This is a genomic window from Sinorhizobium sp. M4_45, from assembly GCF_002885915.1.
Classification (GTDB): Bacteria; Pseudomonadota; Alphaproteobacteria; order Rhizobiales; family Rhizobiaceae; genus Sinorhizobium; species Sinorhizobium meliloti_A.
In genome coordinates this window covers 22,855-46,017 of the sequence record NZ_NWVE01000011.1, presented here as the reverse complement: position 1 = coordinate 46,017, position 23,163 = coordinate 22,855, and the positions used below count along the sequence as shown (strand labels likewise).

General features: G+C 62.9%; 19 protein-coding genes. 12 read left to right on the top strand and 7 right to left on the bottom strand.

Annotation, left to right across the window (positions count from 1 at the left end; all coding sequences use genetic code 11):
* The first annotated feature begins 1 nt into the window (after position 1).
* From CN933_RS25470 to CN933_RS25435, 8 genes are all read left to right on the top strand, one after another.
* Positions 2 to 1,036 carry a Gfo/Idh/MocA family protein gene (locus CN933_RS25470; RefSeq protein ID WP_102762909.1) on the top strand — a complete coding sequence of 345 codons (1,035 nt, stop codon included), beginning with the start codon at positions 2 to 4 and terminating at the stop codon, positions 1,034 to 1,036.
* Positions 1,033 to 2,952, top strand: a complete 1,920-nt coding sequence (gene apnL / locus CN933_RS25465; protein WP_102762834.1) for a D-apionate lactonase — start codon at positions 1,033 to 1,035, stop codon at positions 2,950 to 2,952. The genes CN933_RS25470 and apnL overlap by 4 nt, the downstream gene beginning before the upstream one ends.
* Positions 2,953 to 3,074: 122 nt before the next feature.
* Complete coding sequence (locus CN933_RS25460; RefSeq protein ID WP_100672409.1) at positions 3,075 to 3,833, top strand: Tll0287-like domain-containing protein; 759 nt, start codon at positions 3,075 to 3,077, stop codon at positions 3,831 to 3,833.
* Positions 3,830 to 6,583, top strand: coding sequence for a response regulator (locus tag CN933_RS25455; RefSeq protein WP_102762833.1), 2,754 nt, complete (start codon positions 3,830 to 3,832; stop codon positions 6,581 to 6,583). The genes CN933_RS25460 and CN933_RS25455 overlap by 4 nt, the downstream gene beginning before the upstream one ends.
* A 24-nt stretch (positions 6,584 to 6,607) precedes the next feature.
* Positions 6,608 to 6,973, top strand: coding sequence for a response regulator (locus CN933_RS25450; RefSeq protein ID WP_102762832.1), 366 nt, complete (start codon positions 6,608 to 6,610; stop codon positions 6,971 to 6,973).
* Between the two features lie 8 nt (positions 6,974 to 6,981).
* Complete coding sequence (locus tag CN933_RS25445; protein WP_102762831.1) at positions 6,982 to 8,544, top strand: adenylate/guanylate cyclase domain-containing protein; 1,563 nt, start codon at positions 6,982 to 6,984, stop codon at positions 8,542 to 8,544.
* 122 nt (positions 8,545 to 8,666) lie between these two features.
* Positions 8,667 to 9,962, top strand: coding sequence for a hypothetical protein (locus CN933_RS25440; protein ID WP_026168907.1), 1,296 nt, complete (start codon positions 8,667 to 8,669; stop codon positions 9,960 to 9,962).
* Complete coding sequence (locus tag CN933_RS25435) at positions 9,949 to 10,734, top strand: COG3904 family protein (RefSeq protein WP_180980815.1); 786 nt, start codon at positions 9,949 to 9,951, stop codon at positions 10,732 to 10,734. Before CN933_RS25440 ends, CN933_RS25435 begins: the two co-directional genes overlap by 14 nt.
* An 88-nt stretch (positions 10,735 to 10,822) precedes the next feature.
* On the opposite strand, the gene CN933_RS25430 is transcribed toward CN933_RS25435, so the two are convergent.
* The 5 genes from CN933_RS25430 to CN933_RS25410 form a co-directional block, all read right to left on the bottom strand.
* The gene (locus CN933_RS25430; RefSeq protein ID WP_102762907.1) at positions 10,823 to 11,620 is read right to left on the bottom strand and encodes a potassium channel family protein; all 798 of its coding nucleotides are present in this window, start codon (positions 11,618 to 11,620) and stop codon (positions 10,823 to 10,825) included.
* A gap of 127 nt (positions 11,621 to 11,747) precedes the next feature.
* Entirely contained in the window at positions 11,748 to 12,548 is an 801-nt protein-coding gene (locus CN933_RS25425) for an inositol monophosphatase family protein (protein ID WP_018097887.1), read from the bottom strand.
* A 30-nt stretch (positions 12,549 to 12,578) separates the two neighbouring features.
* Positions 12,579 to 13,640, bottom strand: coding sequence for an ABC transporter ATP-binding protein (locus CN933_RS25420; protein ID WP_102762830.1), 1,062 nt, complete (start codon positions 13,638 to 13,640; stop codon positions 12,579 to 12,581).
* Positions 13,637 to 15,865, bottom strand: a complete 2,229-nt coding sequence (locus tag CN933_RS25415; RefSeq protein WP_102762829.1) for an ABC transporter permease — start codon at positions 15,863 to 15,865, stop codon at positions 13,637 to 13,639. The genes CN933_RS25420 and CN933_RS25415 overlap by 4 nt, the downstream gene beginning before the upstream one ends.
* 171 nt (positions 15,866 to 16,036) lie before the next feature.
* On the bottom strand, positions 16,037 to 17,065 hold the full coding sequence (locus CN933_RS25410) for an ABC transporter substrate-binding protein (protein ID WP_102762828.1): 1,029 nt from the start codon (positions 17,063 to 17,065) through the stop codon (positions 16,037 to 16,039).
* 180 nt (positions 17,066 to 17,245) lie between these two features.
* Here CN933_RS25410 and CN933_RS25405 point away from each other — a divergent pair, with 180 nt between their 5' ends.
* Positions 17,246 to 18,250, top strand: a complete 1,005-nt coding sequence (locus CN933_RS25405) for a LacI family DNA-binding transcriptional regulator (protein WP_102762827.1) — start codon at positions 17,246 to 17,248, stop codon at positions 18,248 to 18,250.
* Between the two features lie 636 nt (positions 18,251 to 18,886).
* On the opposite strand, the gene CN933_RS25395 is transcribed toward CN933_RS25405, so the two are convergent.
* On the bottom strand, positions 18,887 to 19,579 hold the full coding sequence (locus tag CN933_RS25395) for a TetR/AcrR family transcriptional regulator (protein ID WP_102762826.1): 693 nt from the start codon (positions 19,577 to 19,579) through the stop codon (positions 18,887 to 18,889).
* Between the two features lie 134 nt (positions 19,580 to 19,713).
* On the opposite strand from CN933_RS25395, the gene CN933_RS25390 reads away from it, so the two are divergent.
* From CN933_RS25390 to CN933_RS25380, 3 genes are read left to right on the top strand one after another with little or no spacing between them, the layout of a single operon-like run.
* Complete coding sequence (locus CN933_RS25390; RefSeq protein ID WP_164867013.1) at positions 19,714 to 20,736, top strand: efflux RND transporter periplasmic adaptor subunit; 1,023 nt, start codon at positions 19,714 to 19,716, stop codon at positions 20,734 to 20,736.
* Between the two features lie 5 nt (positions 20,737 to 20,741).
* Positions 20,742 to 21,983: an ABC transporter permease gene (locus CN933_RS25385; protein WP_102762824.1), complete on the top strand. Its 1,242-nt coding sequence runs from the start codon at positions 20,742 to 20,744 to the stop codon at positions 21,981 to 21,983.
* Positions 21,980 to 22,660 (top strand): ABC transporter ATP-binding protein, encoded by a 681-nt coding sequence (locus CN933_RS25380; RefSeq protein ID WP_102762823.1) that lies wholly within the window; start codon positions 21,980 to 21,982, stop codon positions 22,658 to 22,660. The genes CN933_RS25385 and CN933_RS25380 overlap by 4 nt, the downstream gene beginning before the upstream one ends.
* 45 nt (positions 22,661 to 22,705) lie before the next feature.
* Here CN933_RS25380 and rpiB read toward each other — a convergent pair whose 3' ends face one another.
* Entirely contained in the window at positions 22,706 to 23,152 is a 447-nt protein-coding gene (rpiB, locus tag CN933_RS25375; RefSeq protein WP_018097878.1) for a ribose 5-phosphate isomerase B, read from the bottom strand.
* Positions 23,153 to 23,163 lie beyond the last annotated feature (11 nt).

Here is a 23,163-nt window from a genome sequence, read left to right as displayed (position 1 = left end):
CATGACAGACCTCAAAGGCGCGCTGATCGGCTGCGGGTTCTTCGCAGTCAACCAGATGCACGGCTGGCGTGACGCCGAAGGGGCGCGCATCGTGGCCATCTGCGATCGTGATCCCGAGAGGCTGAAGGCGGTCGGCGACGCGTTCGACATTCAGCGGCGCTACACCTCGGCCGAGGACCTTTTTGCCGATGGCGGCTTCGATTTCGTCGACATCGCCACGACCGTGGGAAGTCACCGGGCGCTGGTGGAAATGGCCGCGCGACACGGGGTCGCGACGATCTGTCAGAAGCCGATCGCGCCCACCATGGCGGACGCCAAGGCAATGGTCTCGGCTTGCGCGAAATCAGGCGTGGCGTTCATGGTTCACGAGAATTTCCGCTGGCAGTCGCCGATACGGGCGGTAAAGGCGGCGATCGACAGCGGCGCGATCGGCGAGGTGTTCTGGGGGCGGATAAGCTTCCGATCGGGTTATGACGTCTTCTCCGGCCAGCCCTATCTCGCAACGGGCAAACGCTTCATCATCGAGGATCTCGGCATTCATGCGCTCGACGTCGCGCGCTACATCTTCGGTGATGCGACGGCGGTGACCGCGCGCACGCGCCGGGTCAATCCGGCGATTGCCGGCGAGGACGTCGCGACGATGCTCCTGGACCATGACGGGGGGATCACATCGATCGTCGACTGCAGCTACGCGACCAGGCTGCCGATCGAGCCCTTTCCCGAGACCCTCGTGGAGGTGGACGGGAGCAAGGGCACCTTGCGGCTAACGCAGGGCTATCACCTTGCCGTTCACGCGAAGGGGGCTACCAAGCTGACGAATGTGGAACCGCCCGTCCTTTCCTGGGCGTCGCCTCCCTGGCACAACATTCAGGAGAGCGTCGCGCTGATCCAGCAGCATTGGATCGAAGCCTTGCGGGCCGGACGCGAGCCGGATACGTCCGGCCGCGACAATCTCGAGACCTTCGCCCTGGTCGAGGCCTCCTATCTGAGCGCGGCGGAAGGGCGGACCGTTTCACCCGCGGAGGTTCTCGGATGACGGTCTCCCGTGCCTTTCTCCTCTTCGGCACCGACGAGAAGGAGCCGGAGGCGCGCAGGATCGAGGCGGGCCGCTTGAGCGCCGATTTCGTTAGCGGCAATCTGCGCACGATCCGCTTTGCCGGCAAGGAGGTACTCAGGGCCATCTCCTTTCTCGTCCGAGACCGGGATTGGGGCACCTGCGAGGCGGAAATCGGCGACCTGACGGTTGAGGAGGGCCGGGCCGGGACAGTCGTTCGGTACTCCGCCAGATTCCGGTCGCCGAACGGGGCTCTTCTCGATTGCAGCGCCACCATCGACCTGAAGCCCGGCCGCCTCGCCTTCGGCGCGCGCTTCACGCCGGATCGTGATTTCGAAACGGCGCGCGCCGGCTTCGCCGTCCTGCATCCGATCGTCGGTCTGGCCGGGCGGCCGGTCGAGGTGGAGCATGGAGACGGCACGGTCGGACGGTCGGTCTTCCCGGACCTCATCGAGCCCTGGCAGCCGTTCATGGACATCGCCGCGATTACCCACGAAGTTTCGCCCGGCATCAAGGCCGAATGCCGCTTCGCCGGCGACGTGTTCGAGATGGAGGACCAGCGGAACTGGACCGACGGCTCCTACAAGACCTACGTGCGCCCGCTGGAACTGCCCTGGCCCTATCTGCTGAAGGCGGGTGAGACGGTGCACCAGGGCGTGACGCTTTCGATTCTCGCGGCTGAGGACACCGTCGAGCCGGAAGAGAGCAGGCAAGGCAAAATTCGCCTTTCGCTCAGGCGCGATGCGGGAAGATTGCCCGAGATCGGCATCGGCCTGCGGCCGGACGCTGCAGCCGAAGAGCTGGGCAATGCGGGCCTTCTGAAGCAGGTCGGCGCACGGCATCTCGTCTGCCATTTCGATCCGGATGCCGGACACGGTCTGGCTGACCTTCGGCACTTCCGAAGCGTGGCCGACGCGTCGGGCTGTGCGGTGACACTCGAATGTTTCGTTCCATGCAAGCGCCCCCTCGATGCGGAACTCGGCGAGATCGCGCAGCTTGTGCTGCAGAGCGGCCTCGATCTCGCAAGCCTGGCCGTCTCTCCCTCGGTCGACCGGCAGTCGACGCCGCCCGGTAGCGTCTGGCCGGACTGCCCGCCGCTCGAAGACATCTATGCGGCCGCTCGGAAGGCGTTTCCGGGCGTACCGCTTGGCGGCGGCATGTTCAGCTATTTCACCGAGCTCAACCGTAAGCGGGTGCCCGCCGAAGGACTTTCCTACGTCACCCACTGCACCAGCCCGATCGTCCATGCGGCCGACGACACGAGCGTGATGCAGACCTTCGAGGCGTTGCGGGACGTAACCCGGTCCGTCCGCGCGATCTATGGCGCGAAGCCCTATCGCATCGGTCCCTCCACGATTGCCATGCGCCAGAACCCCTATGGCAGCGCGACGAAGGACAATCCGTTCGGCAAGCGGATCGCCATGGCGGCGCGGGACCCCCGACATAATGCGCTCTTCGGCGCTGCCTGGACGCTCGCCTATGCCGCGACGGTTGCCGATGCGGAGCCCGAGCTATTGACGCTTTCAACGCTTACCGGACCATTCGGGCTGATCGCCGGCGCCGGGGAACCCGTCGAAGCCGGTCGGACGAGACCGCTGTCACATGTCCTGACTTGGCTCGCGCAGCTGTCGGACGGCATGCGGATCGCGGTCGAAACATCCGCGCCCGAACGCGTTGCCGGCCTTGGTGCGGCGTTGAATGGAACGGCCATCTTGTTGCTTGCCAATCTCACACCCGATCTGCAACGGGTGACGCTTCCCGAGGCCGGCGCGCGTAGCCTTACGCTCCTCGACGAGAGCTGGTTGCGCGATGGCGCGGAGGGACCGGAGGCGAAAGCGCACCAAAGCGACAGCCTCGACCTGCCCGCTTATGCGGCTGCCCGCATCGATATGCAGTGATTCACGTCGGTCGGATGAAGGCTTGAGCGCGAAAGCGCGAGAGCGACGACTACTGGTGACTCCTTCCACGCGCCCTCCTGTGGTATCCTCTGGGCTTGCGCTTCCTCCTGGGGGGTAAGAAAATGGAAGCTCTTGCAGCCCTGGCGCGAAACTGCATCGTCACGCTATTGTGCGGTTGCGCGCTCTTCGCACCTTCGCTTGCTGCCGAGGAGGCCGATGACGTCGCGACCGGGACGCGGCTTGCCGAATTATTGCGAGCCGCCCGAAACGTTCTTTCGAATTACCAGTCGCTCATCAATGACCCGGCAATCGGAGACAAGAAACTCGACGGCGAGCGGTTCACGGCCGAAGCGATCGCCCTTTATGGCGAGCGCACCGGCCATCCGTTGATCTCGGATGATCTCGGGGATCGCGACCGCAAGCTTCTCCAGGCGCAGATCGAGGCGATGCGGGAAGTCGTGAATGAAGAGCAGGACGACATAAACCGCCCCGGTATCGGGTTCAAGGGTTTCGTCCCGGCCATTTTCGCGCGTCTGATGAACGAGAAATTTGCCGTCAAGGCGGGCAATGAGGCGCTGGTCCGCGTGACGGCGCCGGAGGTTCTGGTGCGTAACCGCAAGTCGCTTCCCGATGCCTGGGAGGCCCGGGTCATCAACGAGGTCTTCTCGGATCCGCAGAGGCCGAAGGGTGAACTCTATACGGAAGTGACGCAGGTGAACGGCCGCCCGGCGTTCCGGATGCTGCTGCCGGAATATTACACGGAGTCCTGTCTTTCCTGTCATGGTTCGCCTAAGGGTGAAATCGACGTCACCGGCTATCCGAAGGAAGGCGGCAAGGCCGGCGATCTGGGCGGTGCCATCAGCATCGTCTTGTTCAAATGAGCGCGCTTGGGCATGAGCTCGGGTCGACACAGGCCGCCCGGCCCGCGAAAAGGCTCGACAGCCGGATCACCGATCTGCCGATCTCTGCCCGCGTGGCCGCGCTCACGGCGGCCGGCCTGATCAGCCTTGTCCTTTCATCTCTGTTTCTCACGCAGGCGCTTTATCGCAGTGCCGAGCGCATGGCCGAAACCAGGGAGCTCTTCGATCGGGCGGCATCGGCTGCATCGGCCCATGTGGCATTCGGCGATCTCAGATATTGGTTGACCGATCTCTCCGTCAGTCTGCTGATGAACTCACAGCGCAACGCCGACGAGGCCCGCGAACGGTTGCAGGAGCAGTTGGCGGGCCTCGCGAAGCACGCGCCCGAGGCGGTGGAGGCAATTCGTACGGAAGTCGACGCCTATGTCGAAACGGCTCTGCAGGCAGCCGACAGTTACACCCAGGACAACCGCATCGTCGGCAACGCCTTGCTGGCAAAGGCGCGCACCCACAGCGGCAAGGTCGATGCGGATCTCAACAGGCTCGTGGAACAGGTAAAGGCCGAGGCGGAAGCTGCCCGCAACGAGGTCGTCGTGCAAACCGAGAAGACAGCCACGACCGCGGCCATCCTGGTGGGCGGCGTGGTGTTGATCGGTTCGCTGCTGACGCTCCTCGTCCTGCGCTCTATCGTCGGCCCGCTGCGGCGCCTCAATCGCGTCATCGGCGACCTGACGGAGGGACGTTACGACGTCGATATCCCCGAAGAGGGCGGCGACGAACTGGGAGCGATGGCAAGGACGCTTTCGCTCTTCCGGGAAAGCGCCATCGAAAAGAAAAAACTCGAAGACGAAGCGGAGCGGCAGCGGCGGACGATCGCAGCCGCGCTCGAGGTGATTTCGGATGGCTTCGTCCTCTATGATTCCGAGGACAGAATCCTGGTCGCCAACAGCAAATATTGCGAAATCTTCCCGAGCCACAAGCCGAATACGCTCCGCGGCAGGAGCTTCCGCGAAATCGTGGAGCAGAACCTGGAGATGGGCCAGGTGGATCTCGAAGGCAAGTCGCCGCAAGAGTGGGTCGACGAGCGCGTAAGGCTGCATCGGGACCCTGCCGGCCTCGTTGACGAGAAGCGGTTCGGCGACAAGTGGGTCCGCATCAGCAAACGAAAGATTCCGGATGGCGGAACGGTCGCCGTCTACACCGACATCACCGAGCTCAAGCAGCGGCAGGTCGAACTCGAGCGCGCGAAGAGCCACGCGGAGTCGGCAAACGAGGCCAAGAGCCAGTTCCTCGCCTCCATGAGCCACGAGTTGCGCACGCCCCTCAATGCGATCATCGGCTACAGCGAGATGCTGATAGAGGAGGCACGCGACCACGAGGATGAGGAGCTCGTCCCGGACCTCGACAAGATAGCGTCCGCGGGTCGCCATCTTCTTTCGCTCATCAACGACATTCTCGACCTGTCGAAGATCGAGGCGAACAAGATGGAGGTTTTCCTCGAGACCTTCAGCGTTGCCGACCTGCTCCGTGACGTTGCGGCGACGGTCGCGCCGTTGATGGCCAGGAACGGAAACGAGTTCACGCACGACTTCGAAGCCGATCTCGGCGAGATGCATTCCGACCAGACCAAGCTGCGCCAGAACCTTTTCAACCTGCTCAGCAATGCGGCCAAGTTCACGAATGGCGGGCGGGTGACCCTGAGGGTCCGGCGCGAGCAAAGATCGGACCGCGACTGGCTTGTGTTCCAGGTCTCCGACACCGGCATCGGCATGTCACCGGAGCAGCAGGAACGGCTTTTCAATGCCTTCACCCAGGCGGATGCCTCAACCACCCGAAACTACGGCGGCACGGGCCTGGGCTTGAGCATCACGCGCAGCTTCTGCCGCATGATCGGCGGCGTCGTTACCGTCGAAAGCGAATTCGGCAAGGGTTCCATGTTCACCATGGAGGTGCCGGCGCAGTGCGAGAGAGAGGCCGACGGACCGCCGGCCGAACCCGTACCGCAGGTCGGGTCGGGCCGCACCGCACTCATCATCGACGACGAGCCGGCTGCCCGCAGCCTTATCGCAAAGGCACTGGCGGAAGCGGGCCTCGCTTCGATCGAGGCATCGAACGGACAGGAAGGATTGGCTGCCGCACGCAAGCATCGGCCAGACGCGATCATCCTCGATATCATCATGCCGCATCAGGACGGCTGGTCGGTCCTGCGCGCTCTGAAGAACGATCCCGAATTATGCACGATCCCGGTGATCCTGGCGACGATCCTGGCAGACCGCGAGCTGGGTCTTTCGCTCGGCGCGGTCGAATATCTGACGAAGCCGATCGATACCGACAAGCTGGTCCGGACGATCGAGACATTCGGGGGCGGCAAGCACGACGTTCTGGTCGTCGACGACGACCAGGCCTCCCGCGAGTTTCTCAGGCGCATTCTGGTCAAGAGAAAGTGGACCGTACACGAAGCGGGCGACGGGATCCGCGGACTGGAAATGATGAAGCGGATTCTGCCGCGTCTCGTCCTGCTCGACCTTCTGATGCCGGAAATGGATGGGTTCCAGACGCTCAGCGAAATGCAGAGGATTCCGGAGCTGCAGAACATTCCGGTGGTGGTGGTCACGTCGAAGGACCTCTCCGCAAACGAGCTGAAATGGTTGCGCGACCGTGCGGTCGCTGTCGTGAACAAAGGCGCAAACAGCCGCTCCCAGCTGGTCGCGGCACTCGAACGTCAGATCGGAACGGGCGCTTCGGTCGGCAAAGCCCTCGCGGACGGCTGAACATAGGCAGGAGGAGAGCCGCAAATGACGAGAATCCTTCTGGTGGAAGACAATGAAATGAACCGCGACATGCTTTCCCGGCGGCTGTCTCGCCGGGGCTTCGACGTGCTGATTGCTGAAAACGGAAAGGCCGGCGTCGAACTTGCCGCATCCGAAAAGCCGGACCTGATCCTCATGGATATGAGCCTGCCGGTGATGGACGGCTGGGAAGCGACACGACGGATCAAGGCCAATCCGCTGACATCCGGAATACCGGTCATCGCCCTGACGGCGCATGCAATGGCAAGCGACCGGGAGATGGCCCTTGAAGCCGGATGCGACGATTACGACAGCAAGCCGGTCGACTTGCCCCAACTCGTTCGCAAGATCGAGCAGCTGCTCGCGGTATAGGTGGGAAAATGACCACCGGCAACGACTTCCAGCACCAGGCGATCGCCGCTCACGTGGCCCAGCGATTGGCCGGCCCGGCGCGGGCAATCCTGGGCTTCCAGGAACTGCTGATCGAGCAGGCGCGGGATCTCGGTTTGATCCACATTAACAGCGATCTCGACCGGATCGGTGCTGCAGCAAGGCAACTGAACGGCTTTATCGATCGCCTTCTCGAGGGCACGGCCTGCGCCCTGGAGGAAGGAGAAGCGGAGGCGGAGGCAAGACTCCGCCACGACCTGCGCACCCCGCTCAACGCCATCATAGGCTATTCCGAAATGATCCTCGAAGAGGCAGGCGATGCGCCGGAGCACGCGCTGAAGGAAGACCTCCATGTGATACTGTCGGCGGCGGCGGAGCTCCTGAGGCAGGTCGACGCCATCGCCAGTCTTTCGCGCGGGGAAACGGTCGAGATGCTTCAACCGGGGGAACGCGCCGAAATCGACGCGGCAGGGCTCGAGCGACTTCTGTTCAAGGCGCAAGAGATTGCATGGCCGGAGCAGGGGGGCAGGATCCTCGTCGTCGACGACGTGGCCAGCAATCGTGATCTCCTGTCCCGGCGGCTGCGGCGCGAAGGTCACCGCGTGGTCACCGCCGAATCCGGACTGTCCGCGCTGGCGAAATTGGCCGAGGGCGAGTTCGACCTCATCCTGCTCGACATTCTGATGCCGGACATGAACGGCATCGAGATGCTGTCGCGATTGAAGTCCGAGGAGCGATGGAAGCACGTCCCGGTCATCATGATCTCGGGCTTGAGTGATGTCACGGCGGTAGCCCGCTGCATCGAGGCCGGCGCCGACGATTATCTGACGAAGCCTTTCAATCCGATACTTCTGCGCGCGCGGATCAATTCCACGCTCGAGAAAAAGCGCTGGCTCGACCGGGAGCATCGCTACCTCCAGGAGATAAAAGCGGAAAAGCTGCGGGCGGATTCCCTCGTTCGCGCGATCCTGCCCGACCAGATCGTTGCGCGGCTGCAGGATGGCGAAGAGATCATCGCCGACCGCTTCGAAGAGGTCTCCATTCTATTTGCCGATATCGTCGGCTTTTCGCCCATTGCAGCAAGATCGACTGCGTCCGATCTGGTCAGGCGTCTGGACGGAATGTTCAGGAGGTTCGATCTGCTTACGGAGCAGCACCGTGTCGAGAAGATCAAGACCATAGGAGACGCCTATATGGCCGCCTGCGGGATCCCGGAGCCTGCGCCGGATCATGCCGACCGGGTCGTGGCCCTCGGAAAGTCCATGCTTCGATCCTTGCAGGACACGGAAGCCGGACCCGACCGTTTTCGGGTTCGGATCGGAATCCATACGGGGCCAGTCGTCGCCGGACTGATCGGGCGGCTCCGGTTCGTCTACGACGTGTGGGGAGAAACGGTGAACATAGCGAGCCGGCTCGAATCCCAGGGGGTGGCCGATTGCATACAGATCTCCGAGGCGACGAAGCGCGCGCTGCGCAGTCAATGGACGCTCGAGCGCCGTTGCGCGCTGGAGCTACGGGGCATAGGCGCAGTCGAGAGCTACCTCGTTCGATGACGCCTCCGGTTTCCGGGAAGGTTCTTTCCGGCATCCCAGTTCTTCGCCCTGCGGGCAGCCTTTATTCCGCCCGTTTCTTCATTCTCTGTTAAGGAATACATTCCTCTGAGGAGATGGTGCTCATGGCCCTCGGCGCATCCCAACGTTTGCATGACGGTGTTGCGGCCGTGGAAACCATGACGCGTTTTGCACTTGCGGTGCTGGCGCTTGCCTCGGGCGTCTATACCTATCTCGGCGTCCGCAGCATTCTCGACGGCTCCCCGACGTCGGTCTTCTTCGCGGCGATCATCTATTCGGCCTCGGTTTCCGTCGGTATCTACGCCTTCTGGTCCTATATGGCCCGCTTCTATCCGCATGTGACCCACCATACGGGCCGGGCCGCCATGCTGGGCGTGATGGCTCTGGGTGCGGCAATGATCATCGCCATGTCGAGCTGGCTCAATGCGGCGGCGCTGGCAGGTTCCGCCGCGCTCGAACAGCATCTTGCGGAAACGGTGGAGGATTATACCGCCGACCTGGACCAGGCGCATCAGAACGCGCTTGCGGCCCAGAGCCTGCTGCCCGATATCCAGCGCGCATCCGAACGCTTCGCCCAGCTTGCCGCTTCGGAGCGGCAATCGGGAGCGCTCACCGGCACGACGGGGTCCGGAAGCGTGGTGCAGCTTCTGTCGCAAATGTCGGCTCAGATGAAGGATCTGGAAAACGGTATCAACGCCTCCCGCGAACAGGTGACGGTACTTTTCAACCAGGGGCAGAAGCGGCTCGAGACGATGCGGACGCTGGTTTCCGCGCCGGGTGCGGTCGCACCGCGCGCCGATCAGTTCTCCTCGGAAGTGGTGGCGCTCACAGGCGTCATAACGTCGCTCGGACAGACTTCGATCGCGCCTTCGATCCGCCGTGCCGCAGACGACCTGTCGCTCGGCTTCATCGCACCCGTGGCCGACGGCGGCGATGCCGATCTCGTCAATCGCCAGGACCGGGTGATGGAGACTGTCCGAGCCTCGGTGGCGGCGCAATCCAAGGTCCTCTCCGAAGCGGCTGACGAAATACTGGCGCGTGCGCCGGTGGCGGAGCGGCGTTTCGTTCCGCTTTCGTCCGCCGAGGCGGTACTGCGCTATGCGACCGATTTCATTCCCGCCTGGGCAGGCGCCATTTCCATCGACCTGCTGCCGGGGGTGCTGGTCTTCATTCTGGCCGCGGTTCACAGCGCCATCCGCAAGCAGGAGGAGAAGCTGCCCTTTGCCGAGCGCATCACGGCGGCCGAGCTCCTGCAGGCCTTGGAAGTGCAGCGCGCCGTGACGGCGAATGGCGGGCAACTCGGCGACATAGTGGCTCAGGCGGAAGCGGAGGAGCCGAACAACATCACCAGCCTCGACCCGAGGACGCGTGCAAAGGATCGGTCGCATGAGGATCGATGAAGCGATCAAGGCGCTGGTCCGGATCGACGACGGTGTGCTGATGCGCGGCGCCTTCTTCGCGATGCTGGCGGCCGCGAGTGTCTTCCTGCTGATCGACCTGCGCGAAATCTCCGCGATGAATGCCGGACTGCCCGGCTTCGATCCGATGCTCGAGGATCGGCCGGTCCTGCCTCCGGCAGTGACCGAAGCTGCGCCCAACGGCCCGTCAGTCCAACCCGGAAGCTCCGACGAAGTGCTGCGCCAGCCGATGAGGTTCGATCTCCGATCCGGCGGCGTACTTATCGCCGAGGGCACGATCGACCTCGGCGCCGGTTCGCGCTTCGCCGAGGAGATCGAAGCGCGCGGCGAATATGTAAGGACCGTTTCCTTCAACTCGCCGGGTGGTTCGGTGGACGATGCGCTCGCGATGTCGAAACTGATCCGCGAGAAGAAGCTCGATACCAAGGTGGCATCGAAGGCGCTCTGCGCGTCCTCCTGCCCGATCGTTTTTGCAGGGGGTGTCGCGCGTGTGGCGGAAAAGGACGCACTGATCGGCGTGCATCAGGTTTTCAGCGGCGGCGAGGAACGGCCGACACCGGCCCAAGCCATGTCCTTCGCACAATCCACCACTGCCAGAGTCGCCCGCCATCTCGATACGATGGGAGTCGGCCCCGGCCTCTGGATCAATGCTCTCGAAACACCGCCGGACCGGCTCTATTACCTGACTGAAAAGGAGATGGTTGATTTTCATCTGACCACGGAGCCGGTCGCGACAGCCAAGACGAAGGGTTAGGTGCAGCGGTTTTCGGGCGGAGATGTGTAATATTTAAAGGCGTTTCACTTCTTCATTGAAACACTGAAAGCCTCACGTCTCGTACATCTCAGTCACCCTCATCGGGTATGTTGAGCAGATGACCGCAGGCCTTGCAGTGGACGGCGTCGGTGTCGTGCCTCTGCAAGCCGCATTGAGGGCAGGGGAAACTGACCTTGTAGGGTCTGACAACGGCCTGGGCGAGCCTTACGAACAGCGATATGCCGACGATCATCGTGATGACCGAGGTGAGCTTGCCGAGCGTGCCCGGCAGGGTGATGTCCCCGAAGCCCGTCGTGGTGATCGTAGCCACCGTGAAATAGAGTGCATCGACGAAACCTTCGCCGCCTTCCCGGTGATAGAAGAACGTCGTGTAAACGAAGCCGGTGACGACGAAGAGGAATACGAGAAAGTTCAGGCAGGCACGGAAGACATCCTGCAGATGCGACCACCCGGCGCGGCGAAGACCTTCGAGCAGGAGCGGACTCTTGCCGATCGCCCAGATGCGCATCACCCTGAGGAAGGCGAAGTTGAACAGCAGGTCGGGGAAGAGAAGCGTGCCGAGAATGACCACATCGATCCAGGTCATCGGCCGCCGGAGGAAACGCTCGATCGAAGGCGCGGCCAACGCTCTCGCGATGAGCTCGCACCCGATCCATGCGGCGATGATGTAGTCGATGATGAGATAGGACGGACCCGCTCTCAGATAGGGGCCCAGGATGAAAAAGGCGAGGATGCTGAGGTCGATGATGGCAAGCAGCGCCTGCCAGCGCAACGCCCACGGGTCCCGTCCGCGTTCCAATCTCTGAAGCGCCAGCCTTGTCGAATTTAACTTCGAATGCGCCCGCAGCTGGTCAGTCATATCCATGGAGCTGAAATAGGGGACGCCGAATCCCGGGTCAAGGAGCATGCCTTGGCTGTTCAGGAACGTGGCGAGCTCAAAGTTGCAGCCGTGCCGTTCAGGTAGCAATCCCAATTCAGCATGGTCGCGAGTGTCAGACGCCCGCAAGCTTCCTCAGGTCGTCGACTGCTCCGGGCGCGGCGGCAAGGACGATCGAGCCGCGGGTCAAACTTTCTCCCTCAGTGGGGAAGGGCAGGTGCCAGCCGCCCGCTTCCTGGACGAGACAGTAGCCGGCGAGACAATCCCATGCGTGCATATAGGGCTCGTAATAGCCCACCAGACGGCCGGCGGCGACATAGGCAAGCATGAGTGCGCCGGAACCGTTGCGCATGAAGGTGCCGCCGGCCTCCAGCAGGTTTTCGACCATCTGTCCGACGAAGGCCGGCTTGACATAGTTGTTGGCGCCGAGCCCGGTCACGTGGTTGCGAATGGTGCGCGAACCATCGAGCGTCAGCGCCTTGCCGTTGAGACGCGCGCCGAGGCCGAGTGCTGCCGCGTAGAGTTCACCGTGGCATGGTGCGGCGATGACCCCCACCACCGGTATGCCGGCATGAACGAGGGCGATGGAGACGCACCAGTTGGGCATGCCGTTGACGAAAGGGCTCGTGCCGTCGATCGGATCGACCGCCCATGTGAAGCCTGAGCGGCCGGGAACGAGACCATACTCCTCGCCGAGCACGCCATCGTCCGGGTACGCCTCGGCGATCCGATCGCGGATGAGATTTTCGACTTCGCGGTCGGCGATCGAAACCAGGTCCTGCGGGTCGCGCTTCGTTTCGATGATCAGCGTTTCGCGGCGAGCGAAAAAATCGAGCGCCATTGCGCCCGCCTCGCGCCCGATGGTTTCGGCCAATGCCAGGCGGGCTTCGAGCCCGGGGACGACGTGAGAAGTCATGAGGGAATCCTTGGTTGCAAATTGCCGGGGCTAACCGTTGATGAGGGCAATGCCGCGCTCCTTGAAGGCGATTGCCACATTCGTTTGGGGCGCAAGTGCCCGCTCCACCGCCGGGTCGACCACGAAGAGCGTCCCGGCTGCCGTCTTGACTTCGTACTCCACATGATCGCCGAGATAGGCCGTATGGGTGATCTCGCCTGAAAAACTGCCGGCTGCGGACGGCTCCAGCGTGATCGCGTTCGGGCGCACCGCAAGCTTCGCCGGTCCGGGGCGCATTCCGCGGCCGCTCACGCGATGCGTCAGCCGTTCCACACGGATCGTGGCCTCGTGACCGTCGACGTCGATCACGTCGCAGGCAACGACATTGGCTTCGCCCATGAAGTCGGCGATGAAGGCGGAGGCCGGCGTTTCGTAGAGTTCGCGCGGGGCGCCCTCCTGGGCTATGCTCCCGTCCTTCATCACGATGATGCGGTCGGAGACGGCGAGGGCTTCGTCCTGATCGTGCGTGACATAGACCGCGGTGAAACCGAGCCGCTGCTGCAGTTCGCGGATTTCGGTCCGGACGCGGCGCCTCAGCCTTGCATCGAGATTTGACAGCGGCTCGTCGAGGAGAAGAACCTGGGGCTCCAGCACCAGTGCACGGGCGACCGCGACGCGCTGCTGCTGCCCGCCGGAGAGCTCGGCCGGCAGGCGCTGGCCCATGCCGGGCAGGCCGACCAGGGCCAGTCCTTCCTCGGCTCTTTCGCGCGCTTCCTTGCGCTTCATGCCTGACGACTCCAGGCCGTAGGCCACGTTGTCGAGGGCGTTCATGTGTGGGAAGAGAGCATAGGACTGGAAGACCATCGAGACGTCGCGCTCGTTTGCGGGCAGCATCGTCACGTCCTTGCCGCCGATCAGGATGCGGCCGGATGTCGGATGTTCGAGGCCGGCCAGCATCCGAAGCGTCGTCGTCTTGCCGCAGCCGGAGGGTCCGAGCAACGTGACGAGCGTGCCTGGTTCTATGGTCAGCGACAGGTCGGGAATGGCGGTGAAGGCACCGAACTTCTTGCATATGTTCCGGAAGACGACGGAACCGGGAGCCACGACAGTCATGCGGTTTTCTCCTGGGGAAGGGGAGTGGGCGCGCGGGCAACGGCCTGGATGCGGTTTTCGCGCCGAAGCCTGCGTTCGCCGACGACAAGCTGGAAGCCGGCAATGACCGATATCATCACCACGATCAGCATGGAGGAATAGGCGATCGCCACCCCGTATTCGCCGTTTTCGACCAGCCCGACGATATAGGCCGTCGCCATGTTGTACTCGGCGCTGACCAGGAAGATGACGGCGCTGATCGAAGTGATCGCGCGCACGAAGGAATAGACGAGGGCGGCCGTAATCGCCGGCCGCAAAAGCGGCAGAATGATCTTGCGGATGGTGCGGAAGCTATCGGCCCGGAGCGTCAGAGATGCCTCGTCGAGGCTTCCGTCGAGCTGGCTCATCGCCGCCACCCCGCCGCGCACGCCGACGGGCATGTTGCGGAAGACGAAACAGGCAACGAGGATCAGAGCGCTGCCGGTCATTTCGAGCGGCGGCAGGTTGAAGGCCATGATGTAGCTGATGCCGATGACCGTCCCCGGAATGGCGAAACTCATCATCAGGGCGAACTCGAAGAGTTCGCGGCCGGCGAACCTCTGGCGCACGATCAGATAGGCGGTCAGGAGCCCGACGGCTGCCGTGAGCGGTGCCGATATCAGGGCGATCTCCATCGTCGTCCAGAAGGAGTTCCAGGCAACGCCCGTCCAGGCGATGCTGCCGTCGCGGAACTCGACGGAGAATGCCTTGACGTAGTGGGCGAGCGTCAGCGAGTTGTCCAGCCCCCAGGTCTTCACGAAGCCGCCGACGAGGATCATGCCGTAAACGACGAGCGTGAAGAGCGCCCAGGGGATGACCAGGGCATGGACCGCGATTGAAACCGTGCGCGGCAGGGCGGCGTGGCTGCCGCTGTCGCCCTTGCCGGTAACCGTTGCGAAGCTCTTTCCCGAAAGCCAGAAGCGCTGCGCCAAAAAGGCCGTCAGCGTGAAACAAAGGAGAATGAGGGCGAGCACGGCGGCGCGGGAGGGGTCGTTCTGCGAGCCGACGACGGCGAAGAAAATTTCCGTCGAAAGAACGCCATGGCTGCCGCCCAGCACCAGCGGATTTCCGAAATCGGCCATGCTTTCGATGAAGCCGATGAGGAATGCATTGGCGAGCCCCGGCTTCATCAGCGGCAGCGAGATGCGCCAGAAAGTGCGCCAGCGGTCCGCCCTCAGCGTCTGCGAGGCCTCCTCCATCGACGGGCTGACGCCTTCGACGACGCCGATCAGCACAAGGAAGGAGATGGGCGTGAAGGACAGGACCTGCGCAATCCAGATGCCGGTGAGGCCATAGAGCCAGCGGCCGGGCTCGACGCCGATCAGCGTGGACAGGGCTTCGGTGATGACGCCTGAACGACCGAAGAGCAGAGTGAGCGCGAGGCCGACCACGAAGGGCGGCGTGATGATCGGCAGCACCGTCAACAGCCGGAGGCTCCGTTTGTAACGGAAGCCGGTACGGGTCGCGACCAGGGCGAAGGCAAGGCCGAGGATGGTCGAGCCGCCTGCGGTCATCACCGCCAGCCAGAAAGTCCGCCACGCGATCCCGCAGCGCCCGCCGCCGACGACACAGTCGAGACTCCAGATCGACGGATCCACGATATTGCGGGTGAAGCCTTCCGGATTGAAGGAGCCGTCGAAATCCTGGAAGGCGCCGACCAGCATGCTCCCGACAGGATAGAAGACGAAGACGGCGACGAGAAAGACAAGCATCGAGATGGCCGAGACGACGAAGGCGTCGCCCTTCATCACGCCGCGTTCGGCCAGCCCGAAGGCGAAAAGGAGGACGAAGACGAGCGCCGCGAACACCGCCCCCGCGCCCATCGAGGGCTGGCCGTCCGCAAGCGCGCCGAACAGCGCTTCGCTGATCGTCCAGTTCCAGCCGGAAAAGCCGATGGCGAGGCCCTGAAGAGCCAAAACGGCGATGCCGCCTGCGCCTGTCCAGGCAAGGAAGCTTCCTCGCCGCGCGGGATCGCCGATGAGGCGAGCAGCGGCGGCGACCATCATGGCCAGCGCCGGAAGTATCAGCCACCATTTACCGAAGGAAGCGATCTGAAGCAGACCCGGCGCTGCGGCCGGTTCTTCCGGAAAAGCGGAAAGCCAGCCGAAGGCGAAGAAACCGCCGTCGATCCTGTACCAGGGAAGGAGGAGGAAGGCAGCAAGCCCGAGAGCCAGCGCGATATCCAGTCTGCGGTTGTGGGTTTTCATGGATGGGCTGTCCGTCCCGCCGTGTCACGATGAGTTCTTCCGAATACAAGCGAGATCGCTGCCGTTACAAAGGACGCGATGCGAGCGGAACAGCTCATCTGGCCGAGATTGCCGGATTCGAGCCGACGGTTTCCCGGCGGCTCGAACCCGTTTGAAAGGCGCGTTGCGCGATCAGTTCGCGGCAGCGCCGATCTCCCGGTCCCAGCGCTCCAGGAGCTCTTTGCGTTTGGCCGGATCGCCGTAGGTCTTGAAGTCGTAATCGATCAGCTTGATGTCCTCGAACTTCGGCGCCTCTTCCGGCACCTTGGCCGTCTTGTTGGAAGGAAGTTGGAACGATTTTGCCTCCTTCATACTGGACTGCACGTCGGCGGAGAGCGCCCAGTCATACCACTTTTTGGCGCTCTCGAGGTTCTTTGCACCCTTGATGATCGACATCGAGCCGATTTCATAGCCGGTGCCTTCGCAGGGCGCCACGGACTTCACCGGGAAGCCTTCCACCGTCTGCGCCACCGCATCGTGCATGAACACGATGCCGATTGCCGTTTCCCCCCGCGCTGCGGCCTTCACCGGTGCGGACCCGGACTTCGTGTATTGCGACACGTTTGCGTTCAGCTTCTTCAGATAGTCGAAAGCCTCGTCCTCGCCCATGATCTGAACGAGCGTTGCAAGCGCGGTATAGGCGGTGCCGGAAGAATTGGGATTGGCAATCTGGACTTCACCCTTGAAGGACGGATCGAGCAGGTCCGCCCAGCACTTCGGCTCCTTCAGGTTCTTCTGCTTGAAGATCTCCGTGTTGTAGCCCCAGCCGAGCGCGCCGGCATAGACGCCGACCGTGCGGTAGTCGGCACTCTCGGCCTGCTTGACGGCCCATTCATGCAATTCGCCGAGCATCGGCGACTTGTATTCGAGCGTCAGTCCCTCGGAGGCGGCCTGCAGATGCGGGTCGCCGGTGCCCGCCCACCAGATGTCCGTCTTGGGGTTGCGCGCCTCGGCCCGGATCTTCGCATAGGTTTCGCCGGAAGACAGGCGAACCATGTTGACGGAGATGCCGGTCTTCTTTTCGAAGACGCCCTTCATTTGCTCGCAGATCACCACGTCGGCCGAGCAGATCAGATTGAGATTTCCGTCGGCCTGCGCGGAAAAGGCAAAGAACGTCGCACCCGCGGCGAGCGCTGCCGCGGCCAGTTTAACCAAACCCATCGGTTTCCTCCCAGATTGTGCCGGCGCCTCCGAGCCGGACGCTTTTTGCAAGCGCGTGCAAATGCTGCACGATGATATGGGGAGTGTCAATAAATTTGTTCGATAGGGCGTGATATGATGGCGTTGCACGCAATTGCAAAATGGTGCAATTCTGCGTGCAGGATCGAGGAGAGGTCGTGAATGCCGCAGAAGCCGTTTGTCAGCGCCCAGGAAGTCGCAGAGCGGGCGGGCGTCTCACGCTCAGCCGTCTCCCGTACCTTTACGCCGGGCGCCAGCGTCTCGCCCGAAACCCGGCGAAGGGTGGTGGAGGCGGCGGAAGCGCTCGGCTATCACGTCAACCATCTCGCGCGCGGACTGATGCGAAACGAGAGTGGCATTGTGTGCCTTATCGTATCCGAGATGAGCACGCCCTACCGCGCCAATTTGATCCGGGGGATGACGCAGCAATTGCAGAACGCCGGCAAGGTCGCCATGCTGATCAACACGGACCGCTCGGACGGCAGCGTCGATCTCGCGTTGCGACAGGCAATCCGGTACCGCGCAGATGCATCGATCATCCTGTCCGGAATGCCCGACCGGTCGATTACCCAGCTCTGCCTCAAGAACGGCCAGCGCCTCGTCCTCATCAACCGCGACGACGACCAGCAGGGCCCGCTTCGGATCAATCTCGATGACGCGGAGGCGGCGGGGCGGGTCGTCACCGCTTTCGTGCGCGCGGGTTGCCGGCGTCTTGCCTTCGCGAATTCGCAAGCCGGCACCCCGAGCCTGATGGCGCGCGAACACGGTTTCGTGGCGGCGGCAAAAGCAGCGGGCCTCCCGGTTCTGGTCGAGCGTCACGGGCCGACAAATTACGAAAGCGGCCGCGTTCTGGCGCAGCGGCTGCTGACACTCGTCGAGCGTCCCGATGCGGTCTTCTGTGCCACGGATCTCCTTGCATGCGGCTTCATGGATGCCGCGCGCCACCAGTTCCGTGTCTCCATTCCCGATCTGCTCTGTGTCGCGGGTTTCGACGACATTGAACAGGCCGCCTGGTCCTCCTATGACCTGACCACTTTCGCGCAACCCGTGGACAGGATAGCCCGGGAGGCGGTTGCTTGGCTCGTCAACGAGAGGCAGGAGCCGGTCGACCGATCGGTTCGCTTCCGGCCTGATCTCATTTGGCGCTCATCCGTCCGGGGAGGGTAGCTCCGGTTCGGCTCGGAGCAGATGGTATTCACGAGCCGATTTAATGCGAATACCCCCAATTTGTTACTGGTTATAGTAATACGTTTGTGTAATATCCCACTTGCACCGACACATCTTCTTGCATCGCTATGGCTTGTAATGGGCTGTGCTGGAGACCGTATTGCCGTGTCCGTGCTGTCTTATTGAGCTGGTGGGAAATGAATGGGGCCCTGGCCGATAACGGTCAGGGCCTTTCGCTCGGGTAAGCCCTGATTCCGCCAGGACGTCGAGCTTCGAACCCATCCGGATTGCCGGCGTGCTGTGCCCCAGCCCCCGGCGAGGCCAGTCGCTGAAGCGCCAGGCCTCTGACCGTCTTCCCCCGTCCGAGACGGCTGACGAAGGACTAGCACGCATAATGCTTCGGCTCCACTGACCCATCAGGGCTATCGCCGGTGAATATCGGGGATATCCGGAGCACTTCCAGGAAAAGTGCGCAGCGGTTTTCCGTCCGGAAGTGCGAAGCTTAATGGGGTTAGCGCACTTCCAGGAAAAGTGCGCAGCGGTTTTCCGTCCGGAAGTGCGAAGCTTAATGGGGTTAACGCACTTCCAGGAAAAGTGCGCAGCGGTTTTCCGTCCGGAAGTATCGGCTTCAAGGAGCTAGACGGAAGCTTCCAGAAATGCGCGCGAAAAGCCCGGTTCCGTTACTTCGATCGTCCCCTCGGGGATCTTCAGCAATCTTTCGACAGCCATCCCGTAGGTGCGCATCCAGCCATCCAGCGTCCGCGCCGCGCCGTCCAGGTCGCCGGCTTCGGTCTGCTGCAGAGCCCGATGCATCGTCTTGGCGACGCCAAGCCGCAAATACAACAGCATCGGCGCGAGCGCTTCAGGATCGGGTGCGTCGAGGCTCCCCTCCTTGTGACCGCGCCTCAGAAGTTCGGTTAGAAAGGGGAGTGTCACAGCGCTAACCGCTACGTCGATGCGATGATAGAGGACGATGTTCTCCGGCTTGAAAAGTGCGTTGAATGTATTCTTCAATTGCGGCGCCATGTCCACTTTCAGGCGCCGCGAACCCGCGAAAAGGGCATTCAGCTGGCCGACGGCGTCGAGGGAGGGATCCTCGAATACCGTTTGCAGTTCCTTCAAGCTTTGGCGTGCCATGCGCGCGGCGACTGCCTCCAGCAGTGCCTCCTTCGAAACGAAGTAGTGATAGAACGCGCCCTTGGAAACATTCGCTTCCCGGATCACGTCGTTAACGGTCGTGTTTTCGTATCCCTGCTCGAAGAACAGGCGTTCAGCGCAGCCGATGATCTCATTCGTTCTGACGTCAGGCGATTTCTTGATTCGTGGCATAGACTTGTCCTGAACCGGAGAAGAACGTTCTACACGTGTTGGCAGGATGCGCGAAGTCCTGTGTGCGATTATAGACCGACGGTCGGTCTAATGCTATCCTGACAGTCTATGCGAGTGAGTTTCAGGAGTGGTTCGTGCGGCTTATGCGGCAGATGAGGCGCTACGCGGCGGGTATTGCGATAGCCGCCGCAGTCGGTGCGGTTGCCTTCTGGTATGCGACCCGGGCGGTGCCTGTTTCGGTCGTGATGCCGAAGCGCGGTGATGCGGCTGAGATCGTTTATGCGAGCGGCGTCGTGGAGCCGCGCGTTTGGGCAAAGGTCACTTCGACAGTGCGCGAGCGGATCGTCGAGCAGTGCAACTGCGAGGGCGACCGGGTGGAAAAGGGTGCCGCGCTCGCGCGCCTGGACGATACGGAGGCGCGGGCGATTCTGAGCGAGCTGCAGGCGCGCCTGTCGCTTGCCCAGGAAGAATACCGCCGCAAGCTCGCCTTAGCCGAAAGAAACACGATAAGCGAGCAGACGGTGGACAGGGCCCGCACCGACGTCGCTCAATTGGAGGCATTGATCGCGGGGCAGGAGGCGCGACTTGCGGCCTATGTGCTGCGCGCGCCCAGCGACGGGCGGGTGCTACGGCAGGATGGAGAGATCGGCGAGGTCGCCGAGCCTGGGACCGTTCTCTTCTGGGTCGGAGAGCCGCGACCGCTGATCGTGGAGGCGGAGGTGAACGAAGAGGACATTCCGCGGGTCGAAGTGGGCCAGAATGCCTACCTTCGGTCGGATGCGTTTCCAGAGCGCGCGCTCGAGGCGGTTGTCGACAGCATCACGCCGAAGGGCGATCCCGTTACGAAAACTTACCGTGTTCGCCTTCGGCTGCCGGAGGACACGCCGCTCAGAATCGGTATGTCCACAGACGTAAACATCGTGGTCCGCGTGTCGCGCAACGCTCTGGTCATCCCCGCGGCAGCGGTCAGCGGCACTAGAGTCGCGGTGGTAGAAGGCGGGACGGCGAAACTGCGCGAGATCAAGACCGGCATCCGCGGCACGAACGGCGTAGAGATCCTTTCCGGCCTGGAGGAAACCGCACGCATAATCTCGCCCTTGCCCCCCGATTTAACCGACGGGACTCGGGTGGATGTAGTTGAAACAACGACGAATTGAACGCCATGCGCCTGATCTTCGATATTGCCTTGACGCACGTCGCCGGCCGCGGCCGCCAGACCCTCGTCGCGGTCATCGGTGTCGCCGTCGGCGTCGGCTTCTCGATCGCCATGGCGGCGCTGATGCAGGGAGGGCAGGACGATTTCGTTCGCCAGCTCGTCGACACGATGCCGCATGTCGATGTCACCGATGAACAGCGCTCGGCGCGGCGGCAGCCGGCGGAAGACCTCTTCGCAGCCGTCGCCATATCCGGGCTGAGGCCGCGGGACGACCGGCGCGGCATCATCAATCCGACCAAGGCGGTCTCCTGGCTGGAAGATTGGATGCCCGGCAGGCTTGCCGCGGTCCTGAACGTTCAGGGCGTGATCCGCTACTCGGGCCGGGAAGTCGGCGCCGTGGTGATCGGGATCGAGCCGGAGAAGGAGGTGAAGGTCTCGCCCATCGTAGAGGATTTCGAGTCCGGCAGCTTCGGCGCGCTTGCGGCCGGCGGCAACAACGTCGTGATAGGCGATACCATGGCCTCGAGGCTGGGTGCCGGGCTCGGCGATACGATTACCGCCGTGTCTTCGGAAGGCCTTGCCCGCAACTTCAAGATCGTCGGCCTGTTTCATACCGGCACCACGGCGCGTGACGAAGGCGAAGCCTATGTGCTGCTGAAGAACGCCCAGATCCTGTCCAACAGGCCGAATGCAATCAACGAGATCCGCATCAAGCTCGACGACCCGAACGCCGCGCCCACCGTGGCGCGTCGCGTGGAGGCCGAACTCGGCTACAAGGCGGTCGCGTGGCAGGAGGCGAACGAGTCCATTCTCGAAGCGCTCGTCGTGCGCAACGTCATCATGTACACGGTCGTCGCCGCGATCATGCTGGTAGCGGGTTTCGGCATCTTCAACATCGTTTCGACCATCACGCACGAGAAGGCGCGCGACATCGCCATCATGAAGTCGTTGGGCTTTTCGCAAGCCGACATGCGACGTCTGTTCGTGATCGAGGGCCTGGCGATCGGCATAGCGGGTTCCCTTCTCGGCTGGGCGCTCGGTTTCGCGATCACCTACGCCCTTTCCCGGGTGCGGTTCGAAATTGCCGCGACCGGCCAGGAAATGACCAGGCTGCCGATCGCGTGGAGCATTCTTCACTATGCCGTAGCGACAGCCTTCGCCCTGTCCTCGGCAGCGGTCGCCGGTTACCTGCCTGCGCGCCGGGCAGCACGCGTCAATCCGGTGGACATCATAAGGGGTGCCACATGAGCCCGCTGATCGAGGCTCAGGGCCTCACGCGTATATTGCATGAGACGGTTCCGGTAACGCTGGTGAAGGACATCGACCTCATCATCGAGGAAGGCGAGTTCGTGGCCGTTACCGGCCCCTCGGGATCGGGAAAGTCGTCGCTGCTCTATCTGCTGGGGCTGCTCGACAAGCCGACGCAAGGCATGCTCCGCGTCCGCGGCCGCGATACGGAGCCCATGAGCGAGAAGGAGCGGGCGGAGACCCGCCTCGCCACGATGGGGTTCGTCTTCCAGTTCCATTTCCTCCTGCCGGAATTTACCGCGCGTGAGAACGTTGAAATCCCGATGCGCAAGCTCGCCCGCCTCGACCGCGACGCGATGCGGGCCCGGGCGACCGAGTTGCTGTCCTCGCTCGGCCTCGCCGATCATCTCGACAAGCGGCCGGATCAGCTCTCGGGCGGCCAGCGCCAGCGCGTGGCGGTCGCACGGGCGCTGGCCAACGATCCGCCGCTGATCCTGGCCGACGAGCCGACCGGAAGCCTCGACAGCAGGAGTTCGGAGCAGGTATTCGCAATTCTCGACGGGCTTGTCCGCGAGCGCGGCAAGACGGTCGTCGCTGTGACGCACGACCTGGGCATGGCTGCTCGCATGGATCGCCGCATCCACCTCGTGGATGGCGAGGTCAGCAAGGAAGAATAGACGCGCGAGTTTGGCCGGACGGCGCGGAGCCGGCCCGGCGGATACTCAGCGCTGCTCGTCCATTTCGGCGAGCTTGCGCACCCGGCGCCGGAAATCCTCGTCGGTGGAGAATTCGGCGGCGAGGTAGGCTGCAACGAGATCCCTTGCCAACCATGCGCCGACGATCTGGGCGCCGATGCACATGACGTTGACGTCGTCATGCTCCACCGACTGATGGGCGGAATGCACGTCATGGCAGACTGCGGCGCGAATGCCTTTCACCTTGTTGGCCGCGATCGAGGCGCCGACTCCGGTGCCGCAGACCATTAGCCCGCGATCCGCCTTGCCCTCGATGATCGAGGAAGTGACCGTCTTTGCGATGTCGGGGAAGTCTACCGGGTTCGCATCGTACGAGCCTGCGTCATACACCTCGTGGCCGAGCGAGGTGACGTGGTCGATGATCGTGGCCTTGAGGTGGAAGCCAGCATGGTCGGAACCGATGACGATACGCATATTGGTGTCTC